Consider the following 15,851-nt stretch of genomic DNA (forward strand, 5'->3'; position numbering starts at 1 on the left):
TTAAAACCAGTTTAGTCGGCCAAGTCGTTGAAGAGGGAAAGACCTATGAGAATACGGCGACTTTAGAAGAAGATGGTCAAGTAAAGGACCAGATTACTGGCAGTGTGTCAATTGCGAATGGCGGTAGCTATGCAAGTAAGGGCGGCTGGCAAGACCCAGATAATCCGGATGTTATCCATTGGCGAATTCGAGTGAATCCGAGTCAGTCCGATTTGAGTCAAGTAGTGGTAGAGGATTATCCGTCTGTTAATCAACAAGTTAATTTAGATACTTTAAAGATCGTTGAATTAGTTAGCAATGAGGCAGGAGATTTTTCATTAACTGATACTCAGCTGATAAAGGGGGTTGACTACGAAGCCTTTGTCACCAGAAATGAGCAAACGGGTGAAGAGATGATGACCATTAAGTTTAAGTCATCTATTCATAAGGCGTATGAAGTCTATTACAATGCGGATTTAATGCTTGCGAAAGGTGAAAAAGAAATGACGAATAAGGTCTCGGTTTCTGGTCATAATGTGACGACCACAACTAGGAATACTGAGAGTGTCGTGCGAGTTGCAACCTCAGAAGGTGGTGGAACTGGTACGGGTGAAGCGCTTGATTTTTATCTGAAGAAGGTTGATAATCACGGCAAGCCCTTAGTCGGCGTGACCTTTGATATTTTAAATAGTAAAACAGGTAAATTGTTACGTACGGTGACCACCGATAACGATGGGGTAGTCGTGGTGAAAAATATGCTGACGGGGACTTATCTCTTCCGTGAAGTGGCCCAAAAAGATGGCTATCTTTTGGATGAGGGCTTGCGTCAAGGACGCTTGTTTAGTGTGACAAAAGAGCAGGCTAGAGCCGCAACTCCGCTTATTATTAAGAATCAGCTAAATCAAGTAGAGTTGCTAAAAACGGATGCTGAGGGACAGCCGTTAGCAGGAGCAACTTTTAGTTTAAGTAAAAAGGATGGCCAAGGGAATTATCAAGAACTTCCGATATACAAGGCGATTAAGACCGACGAATCGGGGAAAATAGTACTGGAAGGTCTATTGAAAGGGACGTATCGATTGATAGAAACGATTGCTCCTTCAGGCTTTATAAGAGAAACTCGGCCAATTTCTTTTGTTATTACCGGCCAAGAAACTAAAAAACTGACATTAACGACTGTTGTCAATTATCAAGGAATGGCAGAGTTTCGTAAAACTGATTCGCAAAATCGAGGGTTAGCAGGTGCTATCTTCACGGTTTTTGATCAAGAACTGACGCCTGTTCAAGAGGTGACTTCGGATCAGATGGGACTAGTAAAAATTGAAAGGCTTGCGCCAGGGCATTATACGGTTATTGAGAAACAATCGCCTGTTGGGTTCTTATTAAACAGAACGCCCCGTCAATTTGACATTAAGCCAGAGAATGAAGGTCAGCCAAATGTGATTCGGCTAACTGATTTGGAAAATTATCAAGGGTCGGCTGAATTGTACAAAATGTCTGCAGCCATGAAACCGTTGAAGGGGGCTATCTTTAGCCTTTATTCGAATGAGGGGATCAAAATTCAAGAAGGGTTAGAATCTGATAGTAATGGTAAAGTGAAAGTAGCAGGGCTAGCAAGTGGGGATTACTATTTCCAGGAGACACAAGCACCAGTTGGGTATCTTCTGAATACTGAGCTATATGAATTTTCGATTGCTAAAGAAGCAAAAACGGAACCTGTTGTGGTGAGTGCTCGAACGGCATTTAATTATCAAGGATCTGCCCGTTTGATTAAAAAAGATGAGTGGGGAAACCGACTTGCTAAGGCTGAATTTAATGTGGTGAATGAACAGGGAGATGTGATTAAATGGGATCTTATAGCCAATCAAGAAGGAGTGGTGATGAGTCAGGGGATGGCTCCAGGACGCTATTTCTTTGTTGAAACAAAAGCGCCCAAAGGCTATGTCATCAACAGTCAACAGATTGCTTTCACGATCCCTGAGTCAAGTCATGGAGAGCCTGTTCAGGTAGAAGCAGGAGTGATGACAAACTATGAAAGTAAGGGGCAACTGTTGAAAAAGGATGCGACAGGCAATCCATTAGCAGGAGCAACATTTAAAGTCGTGAATCAGCTGAATCAAACAATCCGTGAGGGCTTAGTGTCTGATGAACAGGGAATAGTGGAAGTTGTTGGGTTAGAAGCTGGCACATATGCTTTTGTCGAAACAAAGGCAGCATCAGGGTTTATTCTGGATGATACGCCGCAAACTTTTACTATTTCAGCGAGTTATCTGAAAAAGCCTGTTGTCGAGCGGGCTGGGCAATTAATCAATTATCAAGGAAGCGTTGAGCTAAGGAAAGTAGCTGAGAACCGACAGCCTTTAGCAGGAGCAAAATTTGTTCTCCATAAGGAAACTGGTGAGCAGGTCGGTCAATTAGTTTCTGACGAGGCGGGACTTGTTGCGGTAGAAGGGTTAGCTCCAGGTAAGTATTATTTTGAAGAAGTGAGTGCCCCAGCTGGTTTTCTACTTAATACAGAAAAAATTACTTTTGAGATTACTAATTCATCGCGTAATGCACCAGAAAAAGTAAGCGTATCTGCGGTAAACTATCAAGGCTCGGCGAATTTGATGAAAGTGGATGAGGCAGGTAACTCTTTAGCTGGTGCCATCTTCAAGCTTGTTAGTCTGGAACAAAAGGACCAAGCGGGTCGACCTTTAGTTATCCGAGAAGAACTTATAGCGAATCAGCAGGGCGTTGTTTCTGTTAAGGATCTAGCTCCAGGAGAGTATCAGTTTATCGAAACCAAGGCCCCGACAGGCTATCTTCTGAATACCGAGAAACTAACAGTCACCATTCCAACTGCTAATAAAGGGAAGCCGACAACGATTATGGCTGGAAAATTTATTAATTATCAAGGGGCTATCAAATTTAAAAAAATATCTGGTAGCGATAATCGAGTCTTGACTGAAGCGGTCTTTAAGTTGAGCAAGCTAGAGGGATTAACTAAAACGGTTATGAGTGAAGAGGTGATGGCGAGTAGAGGAGATAGTATTGAACTTGACCGATTAGCACCGGGGCATTATGTGTTAGAAGAAATTAAGGCACCAAAGGGCTTCATTAAGCGTCTTGAACCGATCGAGTTTGAGATTGCTGATAGTGCTAAAGGTGAGCCAGAAAATGCTTATAAATTAAATAAAGAATTAGTATTTGAAAACTATCAAGGAACGGCCGAACTACTTAAAGTAAATGAAGCAGGAGAAGGCTTAAAAGGGGCCGTTTTCAAGCTAGTTGATGCCCAGGGAAAGACCGTTCAATCAGAGTTAGAGTCGGATGAATCAGGGAAAGTTAAAGTAACGGATTTAGCACCAGGCAGTTACTATTTTATTGAGACAAAAGCACCCCTATGTCATCTCATCAACACTGAAAAAGTCGCTTTTTCAATTGAGGCTGAGAGCTTGGAGGGACGTGTGGAGAAGCAATTGAGTCTGGTTAATTACCAAGGAACTGTGGAATTAACGAAGTTAACGGCTCAAGGGAGACCTTTGAATAATAGTCATTTCAATTTATATTTGAAAATAAAAGGAGAGGACATGCTGATTGCCAAGGATGTGGTTTCCGATGAAAAAGGCAAGGTGATGGTTGAAGATCTAGCGCCAGGTAACTATTATTTCAAAGAAACAAAAGCACCAGCTGGTTACATTCGTTCAGCTAATGAGTTTGCGTTTGAGGTACCAAAGCAGGCCGATAAAAAACCTGCTCTAGTTAAGCTAGAGGCAATCAATTATCAAGGGATGGCCAGATTGACGAAAAAATCCTCAGTTACTGAGCAAGCCCTAGCTAATGCAACCTTTAAATTAGTCGATGACCAAGGGCAACTAGTAGCGAAAGGACTAGTGACAGATGCCAAAGGGCAAGTAACTGTCACGGATTTAGGTCCAGGCGATTACGCATTTATTGAAACTAGTGCTCCAAGTGGTTACCAATTAAGTGCTGAGCCTGTAAGATTTGTTATTAAAGAACAAGCGGAGGAACCACTTAAAGCGGGAGAAACAGTGAAGTCAGTTGAAGTGACAAAGTATAATCAACCTATTACTGTAAGTAAAACGACAACTAAGACGGCAATTAAGATTAACGTTAAGCCACAAGGAAATTTACCAAAGGCTGGTGAAGGCCAAAGGGAATTGCTTACTTTGATTGGATTAAGTCTAATCATCAGTGTTGGTATCGTAACTTTAAACCGCCGTAGAACTTAAAAAAACCAGTCAGAGCCACTATTCAGTGCTCTGACTGGTTTTAATGTTAGAGTGGGTGTTCATCGTCAACAATCAGAGCGCGTTGCGGATATTTTTCAACGAGAGCTCTTCGATTGGTCACAAAGATAATCGAAATATGTTGGTCGTTAGCCAAGTGAATTAAGGTTGGAATTAAACTATCGATAAACACTTGAGATAATTCTAAGCTGGTTTCATCTATGAAAACTAAGGGACGTTCTAATGCGAAAGCTCTAACTAAATGGACTAGTAAGCTAGTTTCAGAGGAAATTGCATCAGGTTTGAGGGCGTTAATTGTTTCTTTTAGCTTGAAAAAATGCCCCCAGACGTTCAGTTGATGTTGGTACTGGCTTAGTTCTTTTTTAGAAATGCCTAATAACATGTTTTCCTTAACTGTCAAAAAAGGCAAGAAGGAGCTATCATGGCCAATGTAATAACAAGTATCAAACATAGATGATAATTGTTTTTTCTTTTTCTCTGTACCATGTTTGTTGTTGGAATCCAAATATAATAGTGTGAAAAGTTGTTCTGGAGGTAATCCACATTCGTAATCGTCAACTTGTTGTTCCATTTAAAACACCACCTTATTGAATGCAGTCTAATCTAATCACTATAAAAAAATTAGGTTAGATAGCCAAGTAGATTGAGGGATTTAAGTTCAATAGCGATTTAGTAATACATCTTTTGAGCTAATAGATTTACGAGAAAAGCCGTCGTGATGGTTACAGCTAATAAACTTAACATCAGTAAAAAGATAAAACTGAGTGAAACAGTTGAAAATAAATAATGATAAGAAAAATTAGCATCACTAGCGTCAACAGAATAAAAAGAACGTTCATTGAAAGGTAAAAGAACTTGCTCTTTTTCTGTATCTTGAGTAGGAGCATCTGTTTTCGTTTGCTGAGTAAAGACTAGCTCATAAGGCAATTCAGAGCTGAAAAGCTGATTATTTGTTGAAATAGTAGCCGATTTAAAAGGCGACTGAAAGATTAGCAAAATCGCCAAACTAGCAAAGAAACTAAAGATAATCGGAAAAAGAGCTTCAACGATTAATTGAAAAATAACTCGCCACTTTTTGATTCCTAAACTCAACAGTGATTTGATATCACGTCTGCGCTTAATTAGTAGTGTTCCTGTTAGGATCATCAACAATAACGTGATGCCCGCCACTGCTAATTTAGCAAAGAGTGTGTATTTAGATTGTAAGGCATGGCTTGCGGCTGAGAAAGTTTCGAAGCCATCAGCTTTCATGCCTGGTAAGAACTTGTAAATAATGTCCCAACGTGCAGAAATTTCACTAACTTTCAATTCTCGTGTGGCATCTAAAACTGTAATACTGGTTAAAGTAAGAAGAGCGAGTGAAAAAAAGATAAATAAAATAATGTTGTATTTTTTGTAATACGTGATGCTAGAAAATACATTTTTAATTTTGCTCATCTCCATCCCATCTAGATTAAACGTTAACCTTATACTAACAGTATAGAGAAAACATGTGAAAAATATATGAAAAATATAGGATAAAGTCACAAAAAAGCAACGAATCTTCAGTGGATTCGTTGCTTTTTAAGTTATTTTTTCTCAGTAGTTGATTCTGACGAAGAGGTTGCTGTCTGATCAGTTGCATCAGGGTGATACTCTTTGTAAGTTTTAGTTTCATACAAATCAACAGTCGATTTATTTTGATGCTGGCTATAGACACTAGTCGAACCGGCACCTTTTTCTTTTTCGATTTTTTCAATTTGTTCTAGTTGATTCTTATAGTTGTAGTCCTCTGGGACAACTTCCTTCAACCCACTATCGTAGTAGCGTAGTAAGTCGCCGTTTGTCATGGCATCAGAGGTTTTTAACTGAAGTTGAACTTTTTCACGTAAGGCATCAATTTCTTGGGTTAGTTCTTCACCAGGATCGACTACCAATTCTTTGGTCTCGTTAATATAAATGTTATCACCAAGAACTGTATATTTAGGTGTTACAAAGTTACCATTTCTAAAGGCCACAATTTGCTCATTTTCTTTAGAGAATAAATCTTGTCCTAGTTGCAAGTACTTAGAATTATCAATTCCCAGTAAACCAAGTAAGGTTGGTAAAACATCAACTTGGCCACCATAAGTAGATTGAATGCCACCATCAGTTCTGCCTGGAATATGGAACATTAATGGTACACGCTGCATTTGCGCATTATCAAAGTTAGTCCAATCAGTTGGATTAACGCCAAGTAGTTCTGCTAGCTCAGTATTACGTGATTCAGAAACGCCGTAATGATCACCGTATAAAACTATCATTGAGTTATCATATAAGCCACTAGCTTTTAAGTAGTTGAAGAATTCTTCGACGGCCTTATCAAGATAGTTTGCAGTCGCAAAGTAGCCATTAATCGTTGAATCTTTGGTGTCCGCAATCGGGAAGCCACCTTCATCATCTTTAAATTCCGAATACGGGTAGTGATTTGATACAGCAATCATCTTAGTGTAGAAAGGTTGCTGTAAATGTTCTAAGTATTGAACAGACTGTTCAAAGAATGGTTTATCATGTAGCCCATATTGGAATGAATTGTTCTCATTCACATCATAGTAGCTAGCATCAAAGAAATAATTGTAGCCAAAACGTTTGTAAGTTTCATTACGGTTCCAGAATGTACCTGCATTTCCGTGGAAGACTGCACTAGTATAACCAGCTTCTTGGTTCAAAATAGCAGGAGCTGCTTGGAAGGTATTTTTGTCGCCAAGTTGTGTGAATAATGGCCCTTGTTCTAAGCCAAAAAATGAATTTTCCAAAAGGGTTTCCGCATCACTGGTTTTACCAGCTTTAACTTGGTGGAACGAATTTTCAAAACTAAAGGTATCTTTACCATGGTATAGGCTGTTTAAGAACGGCGTTACTTCATGTTCAACGCCATTTTCATCTTTTAGTTTATAGTCGATCATAAATTGTTGCAAGCTCTCTAAGTGGACGTAAATTACATTACGGCCCTTTGCAATCCCAAACTTATCTGGATTAGCTTTAGCATGATGTTGATCGACATATTCTTTAATGCTAACCACATCATTTTCACTGGCTTGGGCACGATTTTGATTGGCCTTGTAAGTCTGAACACCATCATAGACAGTAAAAACATTTAAGCCCAAATATTTAACAATGTGGTTGCGAGAGAAGGTCCGTTTTAGTAGCTCAGTCCGGCTCATTTCAGCTAGTGATAAGTTACCAGCAAATAATAGGAACGACATCGCAGTCATCGCAAAGGCCCAACGAGCTCGAATGGAGGTCGCACTCATTTTAATTTTCTTAGTTGCCAATAAGGCGATCAGCACGATGATATCAACGACATAAATAAAGTCATAAGGTCGGAATAAACGCAAAGCACTTTCGCCTAGACCAGATGAGACTTTACCAGCACCAAGCATGGTATTAATCGTGATAAAATCAGTGAATTCACGGTAATAAATGACGTTTGAGAATAATAATAAAGTCAAAAGTGAATAGAGTATCATCATCGTAATGTAAGAGCCCTTGGTATTCTTAATATAAAGAGCGGCTGACAAGATTAAGATGGTTGTCGCAAAGGGGTTGATAAACATAATAAAATATTGGAACGCGTCTTCGACTCCGAGATTAAAATCCGTCAAGTAGGCAAAAATACTTTTTGCCCAAGTCAGAATAATTAGAAGAGCAAAGAACCCCATACGCGTGTTTAACCAATTAGGGTAATGCGATCTTTTCAATGTAAAAACTTCCTTTCAATTTTCAAGGTTACTATTTTGCTTGAGTTTAATGTTAGCTGTGTATACGGAATAGTCTTGCTTCCTTGTATCGCAGACTTCTTTAAGTGATGGGTACACTGTCCCATACTCTCCATTTTACCAAGTATACTAGGTAAAAGTCAATTTTCAATCATTTCTTTCAACTATTAATAAAAAATTCAGATTTAATTTTAGATAAAGCTAGATTGCTTTAAGAAAAGAGCCGGGCCGATTGTTATCTACGAGAGAAAATTATGATAGAATAGTCAATAAGACTATTTTACAAAAAAAGTGTGAAGAAATTTATATAAGAAATGAGAAAAATAATGAAAAAAGTAACGGTATCACAACGAGCTGCCCAACAAATTCAAACAGGCTATCCATTAATCAATCAGCAAGATCTGGCAAATCCAAAAGAAGCATTGACGAGTGAATGGGTTCAGTTCTTTTCGCCAACTGGCCACTATGTCGGCACAGGGTATTTAGGCAAACAAAATAAAGGGTGTGGGTGGGTAGTGAGCCAGCAGCAAGACGAACAGATTGATTTTGCTTTTTTCCGTCGCTTGTTTGCCAAGGCTTTGGCAAAACGTCTGGTAATAGATGAATCATTGACTACTGCTTTTAGAGTATTTAATGGCGAAGGGGATGGTCTAGGCGGTGTTACCATTGATCTTTACAATCAGTTTGCAGTTGTCTCTTGGTACAATACGAGTATTTATGATTTGCAGCAGCTGATTTTAGAGGCCTTTCTAGCGGAGGTGTCGTTTGTCACAGGGGTTTATGAAAAAAATCGCTTTGAGTTAGCTGGTTTACCTGAAACACAGCACATTTTTGGCGATGAGGCGCCGGCTCCTTTACTTGTGAAAGAAAATGGAGTCACCTACGTGACCTATTTAAATGAGGGCATGATGACTGGGATTTTTTTAGATCAGAAAGAAGTCCGTGGTCGCTTAGTTGAGGGGCTAGCGTTGGGGAAGAGTGTCTTGAATACATTTAGCTATACTGGGGCTTTTTCTGTGGCAGCAGCCATGGGCGGTGCCACTAGTACTGTTAGTGTTGATTTAGCGAAGCGTAGCTTGCCGAAAACGAAAGAGATGTTTGAGGTCAATGGGCTATCACTTGAATCCAATAAGATAGTTGTTATGGATGTCTTTGAGTATTTCAATTATGCGAAACGTAAAAATTTACGTTTTGATCTGATTATTTTAGACCCGCCTAGCTTTGCTCGAAGTAAAAAGCGTCATTTCTCTGTAGCCAAAAATTATGGCGAATTAGTTGGCGATATTGTTGAGTTATTAGCTGATCAAGGCATTTTGATTGCGTCTACTAATGCAGCGAATGTTAGTTTTGATAAGTATCAAAAAATGGTCGAAGAAGCACTAAGTCAGCAGGGAAAGAAATTTAAACGTTTGGAAACCCATCGTTTGCCTGCCGATTTTGCTATCAATCAACAATTTAAAGACGGAAATTACTTGAAGGTGTTAATTTATAAACTTATTTAATTAAAGAGCGATAGGCTCTCATAAATTGTTTAGAGTGGGAAGTGACAATCATGGCAAAAAAGAAACAGCAAAAAACGAATGCCATAAGAATGATAGAACAGCATAAGATAGCTTATGAGGAGCGGGAATATGAGTGGAGTGAGGCACACATTGATGCGGTCACTGCTGCTCATAATCTGGGAATGGAAGCGAGTGCGGTATTCAAAACCTTGGTGACAGTTGGGAACAAAACAGGTCTTGTCGTTGCGGTTATTCCTGGGAACGATGAATTAGATTTGAAAGCTTTGGCCAAAGTGAGTGGCAATAAAAAAATGGAAATGTTGCCTCTTAAGGAGTTAGAAACGACGACTGGTTACATACGTGGAGGATGTTCGCCAATTGGAATGAAGAAGCTTTTTCCTACTTATATTGCTAATCAGGCTCTTGAAGTGGGATTTATCCATGTTTCAGCAGGAAAACGAGGGCTTCAGTTGGGGATTGAAGCCAATGATTTGGCTGGGCTTGTCAAAGGTGTCTTTGCTGATATTGTTGCAAAATAGAAAAGAGGTATTATGGAGTTAAAAAAAGAATTGCGAGCTTTTATTTTAGAAGGATCGTCTATTTTTACAGATGAATTATTAGCGAAAATGTTGGATCATATCGGCGATACGGATAGTGAATTACGCGATGAGATGGTCTGTCATTTATTTTATAAAGGAATTTTAACTGGGAACATTTCTCACGAACAACAGAACAGATTAGCCATGGAAATAATTAATCGAAATCTTGTGACAGAGGGATTGGAACATGGTCATGGCGACCTTGTTTTTACCAGAACCTTTAGTTTTATCATTGATCATAGCTGAAGACAGTAAAAATTCCTTTTTGGCTGATGAGCAAGTGACTGCTGTTTTTGACTTAGCGTAACGCTACTTAAGAGATGAACAAGACACAAGAGGCTATGTTGAGGGGAAAGGCTGGGCTCACGGACTAGCTCATGGGGCGGATTTATTGGTGAGTGTGGTAGCTCATCCTAAATTTGGCGAAGTAGATGGTGAGGAGTTACTGATTACCATTGGAAGTGTGCTGAAACGAACAACAGAACCATTTATTGCAGATGAAGAAGGGCGTTTGGGTCGAGTAATCGTTGCTTTAGTTACGCGTTTCCCAACTAGTGGGCAAAAGGTGTTAGAATGGTTAATAGAAATGAAAAGTCAGCTCGAGCTGATTAATCAGAACGAGCCTACCTATGCAAGTTATCAATTGAAAAGAAAATACAATCAGCTACTGGTCTCGCTTTATTTTCAGATTTTAGAGAATGGCGAGTTTTTAAACCTGTCAGAGCCTATCAAACATTTAATAATGTCTAATTATTAACGATTATTAAAGGCAACATTACTAGAAAAATTTGTAAAAAAAGAAGTTGGAATGTGTCGTTTTCCAACTTCTTTTTTATCTAATGATGTTCAAAGACATTTTTGCTAGGAAGAGGATAGTCCGCCGACTGTTTATTATCAGCAATTAGAGCTTCTTCAAAGTCTTCTATTGATAGGTCAAGGCGACGGGATATATTAAATACACTGTGTAACACATCGTGAAAATACATCGAATTCCCCTGTTCAAAATAATCCTTGTATTCAGAAGAAGAGTTGGCATAGCCTGTTTCTTCTTGAAATTTCTTAGATTCAACTAAATAAGAATCAAAATGTTCCTTGGTATAGTCAGCGAAGGCGTTGAAAATCTGAATGGCGAGACTTAAGTCTGCTTGCCAAGCGCTATACGGTTTTTTAGCAAGGCCATTTTTTACTTCGATTAGTTGAAAATGCTCGTCTCGAATATTTTGTGTCATGAGCATGTCTAAATTTAAATTAAGCCCTGTATAAGAAACAGAATCAAACTTAAATTCTTTCATGTCTGCTAATTCTTTTAAGAGACTTTCTGATGTAAAGTGCCGATTTTCTAAGGTTTTATATACTTTTTTTTGTTGGAACATAGTTATCCCTCCAGGCTCATTGTCTAATGCCCCTTCATTATATAACAAGATGGGTCTAACTACAAAAATTTGCTAGTAGTTGTAATAGCTCGCGATTTCCGCAGCATGTTTCCCTGCTACATGGCCTGTCACAAAGGCGGCAGTTATATTATAGCCACCTGTATAACCATTGACATCGAGAACTTCCCCAGTGAAGAAAAGCCCATTGATTAATTTGCTTTCAAGAGACTTAGGTTGGATTTCTTTTAGTGAAATTCCTCCCCCAGTGACAAAGGATTTGTCAATTGGATAGGTTCCATTAATTTCCATTTGAAACTGTTTAATCAATTTGGCAAATCGCTCAATTTGTTTGGGTTCCATTTGTTTAAGTGGAAGACTAGTATCAATTTCAGATCGTGCTAGTAAAAAGTCAAGATAGCGTTCTGGTAAAAGGTTTTTTAGGCCATTTTTTATTGATTTTTGTTCCTGTTCTGTTTTGCGTGTATTAATTAATTGGCAAACCTCTTGGAGGCTTTTTTGTGGCATAGCATCTAAAGAAACAGTCACACTCTTACGTGTTCTGAGCTCCTGATTAACAAACATACTACAGCGCAAAGCGGCAGGACCAGAAACACCAAAGTGAGTAAAAAGTAGATCCATTTCATGGCTGACGATGATTTTGCCTTTTGAATTTAAGACACTTAAGGCAACATCCTGTAAAGCAAGGCCTTGAAGTGTTTTTTGTTGTATAAAAGCTTCAGTTGATTTTAAAGGTGACTCTGTTGGGTAAAGTGCTGTGACAGTGTGATTGGCTTTTTTTGCAAAACGGTAACCGTCACCAGTCGAACCGGTATAAGAATAAGTTTGACCACCAGTTGAAACAACAACACAAGGTGCGACATGGCGGTCCCCAGATGCTAGCTGAACGCCCACAATGCGGCTGTCTTCAATCAATAGTCGCTTGACTGTTTCTTCAGTTAAAATTTGCACATTCAATTCCTCTAGCTTTTGTGCTAAGCAATCGACAATTGTTTTTGAGCGATTACTGACTGGAAACATGCGACCGTGGTCTTCCTCTTTTAATGATACGCCATTTTCTTCAAAGAAGGCCATAATTTGTAAATTATCAAATTGAGAGAAGGCGCTATAGAGAAATTTTCCATTACCAGGAATATGCTGAATAATATCTTCGGCAGGTCGATTATTTGTGACGTTACAACGTCCGCCACCTGTTAATAATAATTTTTTTCCCACACGTTTATTTTTTTCAATTAATAAGGTTCGGGCGCCATTTTCCGCAGCTGAAATGGCGGCCATCATTCCACTGGTCCCTGCCCCTATTACAATTACATCATTTGTCATCAACTAGTTCCTCCATTTCAGCCTAAGTTTACCATAGAATAGAAAGAATTAAAAAATGTAAGGTTTTCAGAAAGTTTTGAAAATAGGGTGATTTCCCTTTTTTTTTGAAAAATAATGCTATATACTAGGGGACATATTAAATGGAGGTGTTTAGAATGACAAATATCGGGAAATATTTGGACAAATTAACAGCGAAGATGGAAGAAAAGAATGTAGGTCAAACAGAATACCTACAGGCAATCCATGAATTTCTACCAACAATTGCCCCATTTCTAGAGAAACACCCGGCGATTGTGGCTTCTAACGTACTTGAGTTACTTTTAGAGCCAGAAAGAATTATCCAATTTAGAGTGCCGTGGCAGGACGATCAAGGCAATTGGCAAGTTAATCGTGGATTTCGTGTGCAGTACAATTCTGCAATTGGTCCTTACAAAGGTGGCTTGAGACTTCATCCAACAGTGACTGAGAGTGTGATGAAATTTTTAGCTTTTGAGCAAATTTTTAAGAACAGCCTAACAGGTCTACCAATCGGTGGTGGTAAAGGCGGAAGCGATTTTGATCCTAAAGGAAAATCAGACCCAGAAATTATGCGCTTTTGTCAAAGCTTCATGACCGAGTTGCAAAAATATATTGGTCCAAGTATTGATGTGCCAGCCGGCGATATCGGTGTAGGTGGGCGTGAGATTGGTTATTTATTTGGTCAATATAAACGTCTTAATGGCCATCAATCGGGCATCTTAACAGGTAAGCCTTTATCTTATTGGGGAAGCTTGGCGCGGACTGAAGCGACTGGTTATGGTTTAGTTTACTATGTTAAGCATTTACTAGCGGATAAAGGTGATTCATTTACTGGTAAAAATGTAGTAGTTTCTGGTAGTGGTAATGTCGCAATCTATGCGATTGAGAAATTACAAGAATTAGGTGGAACAGCAATTACTTGTTCTGATTCAAGTGGCTATGTCTTCGATGCAGATGGGATTGATGTGGCGTTATTAAAAGAAATCAAGGAAGTTAAACGTGAACGTCTATCAGCTTATGCAGCAGCTCGACCAAATGCAACTTATTACGAAGGGAAATCAGTTTGGAGCTATTCTGATGCGTATGATATTGCCTTACCGTGTGCAACTCAAAATGAGATAAGTGCGGAATACGCTGAAGTCGTTGCTAAAAGTGGCGTCAAAATTGTTGCTGAAGGAGCTAATATGCCAAGTACTTTAGAGGCTGTAGCTGTTTTTGAAAAGAATGGCATTGTCTATTGCCCAGGTAAAGCTGCTAATGCAGGGGGAGTTGCAGTATCTGCTCTTGAGATGGCGCAAAATTCTCAACGTTTGCCTTGGACATTTGAAAAGGTTGATTCGGAGCTAGATGCGATTATGCAACGTATTTATGAAGCATGTCGTGATACGGCAAAAGAATATGCCAAAGAAGGTGATTTACTTTCAGGTGCCAATATTGCTGGTTTTGCAAAAGTAGCAGAAGCAATGATTAGTCAAGGATTGGTATAGAATAAAAATCATAAGAATGACTCTTGAAATTTATTAAGAGTTGTTCTTTTTTTGAATTATGGCTTCTTTTTACATTATTTCAAACTTTTTACAGAGAACTTTGCTTGTTTACTTGAAAAATAGGTGAAAAAAACGTAAAGTAGAGAGGTAATGAACAATCAGTTAAAAATCTTGAAGGAGGATGTAACATGTCACACATTCATTTTGACTATTCTAAAATCGGTTCTTATATTGGGGAACACGAATTAGAGTATATGCAGACGGCAGTTTCGGCCGCTCACAAAGAGCTAAGAGAAGGAACTGGTGCCGGCAATGAGTATTTAGGCTGGATTGATTTACCTGTCGATTACGACAAAGAAGAATTTGCTCGCATTCAACAAGCGGCTAAAAAAATTCAAAGTGATTCTGAGGTTTTAGTGGTTATTGGTATAGGTGGTTCTTATTTAGGCGCGAAGGCTGCTTTAGATTTCTTGAATCATTCTTTCTACAATTTATTAGATAATTCAGAAAGAAAAGCACCACAAATATTTTTCGCTGGGAACAGTGTAAGTTCATCTTATTTAGCAGACTTGATTCATATCATTGGCGATCGTGATTTTTCAGTTAATGTAATTTCTAAATCTGGAACAACGACTGAGCCTGCAATTGCTTTCCGTGTGTTCAAAGAATTACTTGTAAAAAAATATGGGCAAGCTGAGGCTAATAAACGTATTTACGCAACAACTGATAAAGCTAAAGGGGCTGTAAAAGTTGAAGCGGATGCAGAAAATTGGGAAACTTTTGTTATTCCTGATGATGTAGGCGGACGTTTTTCAGTACTAACAGCTGTGGGCTTGTTGCCAATTGCTGCAAGTGGTGCTGACATCGAAGGGTTAATGGCTGGGGCTGCCGCTGCGCGTACAGCGTATAGTAGTGATAAATTAACTGAAAATGAAGCGTATCAATATGCTGCGTTGAGAAATGTTCTATACCGTAAAGGGAAAGTAACGGAGTTATTAATTAATTACGAACCAGGCTTACAGTACTTCTCTGAGTGGTGGAAACAATTATTTGGCGAGTCTGAAGGGAAAGACCAAAAAGGAATTTACCCATCAAGTGCGAACTTCTCGACTGACCTTCACTCACTAGGTCAATACATTCAAGAAGGACGTCGCAATATTTTTGAAACAGTAATTAAAGTGGACAAACCTCGTCATAATCTAACGATTCCTGAGTTGGAGCAAGATTTAGATGGTTTAGGCTATCTACAAGGTAAAGACATTGATTTTGTTAATACAAAAGCATTTGAAGGAACGTTATTAGCTCATACAGACGGAGATGTTCCCAACTTTGTTGTAACAATTCCCGAAACAGACGCCTTTACTCTTGGCTATTTAATGTATTTCTTTGAGATTGCTGTAGCTATCTCTGGTTATTTAAATGGTGTGAATCCATTTGATCAGCCTGGGGTTGAAGCGTACAAGAAAAACATGTTTGCTCTTTTAGGTAAACCTGGCTTTGAAGATCTTCAAAAAGAGCTTGAAGCTCGTTTATAAATCAGTGTTTGTGACTGATTTTCTAGTTTG

General features: G+C 38.9%; 11 protein-coding genes and 1 pseudogene. 7 read left to right on the plus strand and 5 right to left on the minus strand.

The features are described from left to right. The first annotated feature begins 104 nt into the window (after positions 1–104). A complete protein-coding gene (locus AC5KOD_RS21505) occupies positions 105–4,211 on the plus strand; it encodes a SpaA isopeptide-forming pilin-related protein (protein ID WP_496916642.1) in 4,107 nt (1,368 codons plus the stop codon). A gap of 46 nt (positions 4,212–4,257) precedes the next feature. Here AC5KOD_RS21505 and AC5KOD_RS21510 read toward each other — a convergent pair whose 3' ends face one another. From AC5KOD_RS21510 to AC5KOD_RS21520, 3 genes are all read right to left on the minus strand, one after another. Beyond that, positions 4,258–4,800 (minus strand): hypothetical protein, encoded by a 543-nt coding sequence (locus AC5KOD_RS21510; RefSeq protein ID WP_496916643.1) that lies wholly within the window; start codon positions 4,798–4,800, stop codon positions 4,258–4,260. A 98-nt stretch (positions 4,801–4,898) separates the two neighbouring features. Continuing rightward, entirely contained in the window at positions 4,899–5,666 is a 768-nt protein-coding gene (locus AC5KOD_RS21515) for an FtsX-like permease family protein (RefSeq protein ID WP_496916644.1), read from the minus strand. Positions 5,667–5,797: 131 nt separating this feature from the next. Beyond that, entirely contained in the window at positions 5,798–7,948 is a 2,151-nt protein-coding gene (locus AC5KOD_RS21520) for an LTA synthase family protein (RefSeq protein WP_496916645.1), read from the minus strand. A gap of 344 nt (positions 7,949–8,292) precedes the next feature. Between AC5KOD_RS21520 and AC5KOD_RS21525 the strand changes: the two genes are divergently transcribed. The 4 genes and pseudogenes from AC5KOD_RS21525 to AC5KOD_RS21540 form a co-directional block, all read left to right on the plus strand. Next, positions 8,293–9,468, plus strand: coding sequence for a class I SAM-dependent rRNA methyltransferase (locus AC5KOD_RS21525; protein WP_496916646.1), 1,176 nt, complete (start codon positions 8,293–8,295; stop codon positions 9,466–9,468). A 50-nt stretch (positions 9,469–9,518) separates the two neighbouring features. Next, the gene (gene ybaK, locus AC5KOD_RS21530) at positions 9,519–10,007 is read left to right on the plus strand and encodes a Cys-tRNA(Pro) deacylase (protein WP_496916647.1); all 489 of its coding nucleotides are present in this window, start codon (positions 9,519–9,521) and stop codon (positions 10,005–10,007) included. 12 nt (positions 10,008–10,019) lie between these two features. Then, positions 10,020–10,313, plus strand: a complete 294-nt coding sequence (locus AC5KOD_RS21535; protein ID WP_496916648.1) for a hypothetical protein — start codon at positions 10,020–10,022, stop codon at positions 10,311–10,313. Positions 10,314–10,386: 73 nt separating this feature from the next. After that, positions 10,387–10,824: pseudogene (locus AC5KOD_RS21540) on the plus strand (DUF2785 domain-containing protein); the annotation flags it as partial. 79 nt (positions 10,825–10,903) lie between these two features. Here the strand turns inward: AC5KOD_RS21540 and AC5KOD_RS21545 are convergent. Further along, positions 10,904–11,440: a hypothetical protein gene (locus tag AC5KOD_RS21545; RefSeq protein ID WP_496916649.1), complete on the minus strand. Its 537-nt coding sequence runs from the start codon at positions 11,438–11,440 to the stop codon at positions 10,904–10,906. A gap of 72 nt (positions 11,441–11,512) precedes the next feature. Continuing rightward, a complete protein-coding gene (locus AC5KOD_RS21550; protein WP_496916650.1) occupies positions 11,513–12,781 on the minus strand; it encodes a BaiN/RdsA family NAD(P)/FAD-dependent oxidoreductase in 1,269 nt (422 codons plus the stop codon). A 155-nt stretch (positions 12,782–12,936) separates the two neighbouring features. On the opposite strand from AC5KOD_RS21550, the gene gdhA reads away from it, so the two are divergent. Together gdhA and AC5KOD_RS21560 are read left to right on the plus strand one after the other, a co-directional pair. After that, positions 12,937–14,286 (plus strand): NADP-specific glutamate dehydrogenase, encoded by a 1,350-nt coding sequence (gene gdhA / locus AC5KOD_RS21555; RefSeq protein WP_496916651.1) that lies wholly within the window; start codon positions 12,937–12,939, stop codon positions 14,284–14,286. Between the two features lie 188 nt (positions 14,287–14,474). Then, positions 14,475–15,821, plus strand: a complete 1,347-nt coding sequence (locus AC5KOD_RS21560; RefSeq protein ID WP_496916652.1) for a glucose-6-phosphate isomerase — start codon at positions 14,475–14,477, stop codon at positions 15,819–15,821. Positions 15,822–15,851: the final 30 nt, after the last annotated feature.

Source organism: Vagococcus sp. WN80Y, from assembly GCF_059621045.1.

Coding starts and splice junctions, on each gene's coding strand:
- AC5KOD_RS21510 (WP_496916643.1), bottom strand. CDS start 4,800: ATGGAACAACAAGTTGACGATTACGAATGTGGATTACCTCCAGAACAA.
- AC5KOD_RS21515 (WP_496916644.1), bottom strand. CDS start 5,666: ATGAGCAAAATTAAAAATGTATTTTCTAGCATCACGTATTACAAAAAA.
- AC5KOD_RS21525 (WP_496916646.1), top strand. CDS start 8,293: ATGAAAAAAGTAACGGTATCACAACGAGCTGCCCAACAAATTCAAACA.
- ybaK (WP_496916647.1), top strand. CDS start 9,519: ATGGCAAAAAAGAAACAGCAAAAAACGAATGCCATAAGAATGATAGAA.
- AC5KOD_RS21535 (WP_496916648.1), top strand. CDS start 10,020: ATGGAGTTAAAAAAAGAATTGCGAGCTTTTATTTTAGAAGGATCGTCT.
- AC5KOD_RS21545 (WP_496916649.1), bottom strand. CDS start 11,440: ATGTTCCAACAAAAAAAAGTATATAAAACCTTAGAAAATCGGCACTTT.
- AC5KOD_RS21550 (WP_496916650.1), bottom strand. CDS start 12,781: ATGACAAATGATGTAATTGTAATAGGGGCAGGGACCAGTGGAATGATG.
- gdhA (WP_496916651.1), top strand. CDS start 12,937: ATGACAAATATCGGGAAATATTTGGACAAATTAACAGCGAAGATGGAA.
- AC5KOD_RS21560 (WP_496916652.1), top strand. CDS start 14,475: ATGTCACACATTCATTTTGACTATTCTAAAATCGGTTCTTATATTGGG.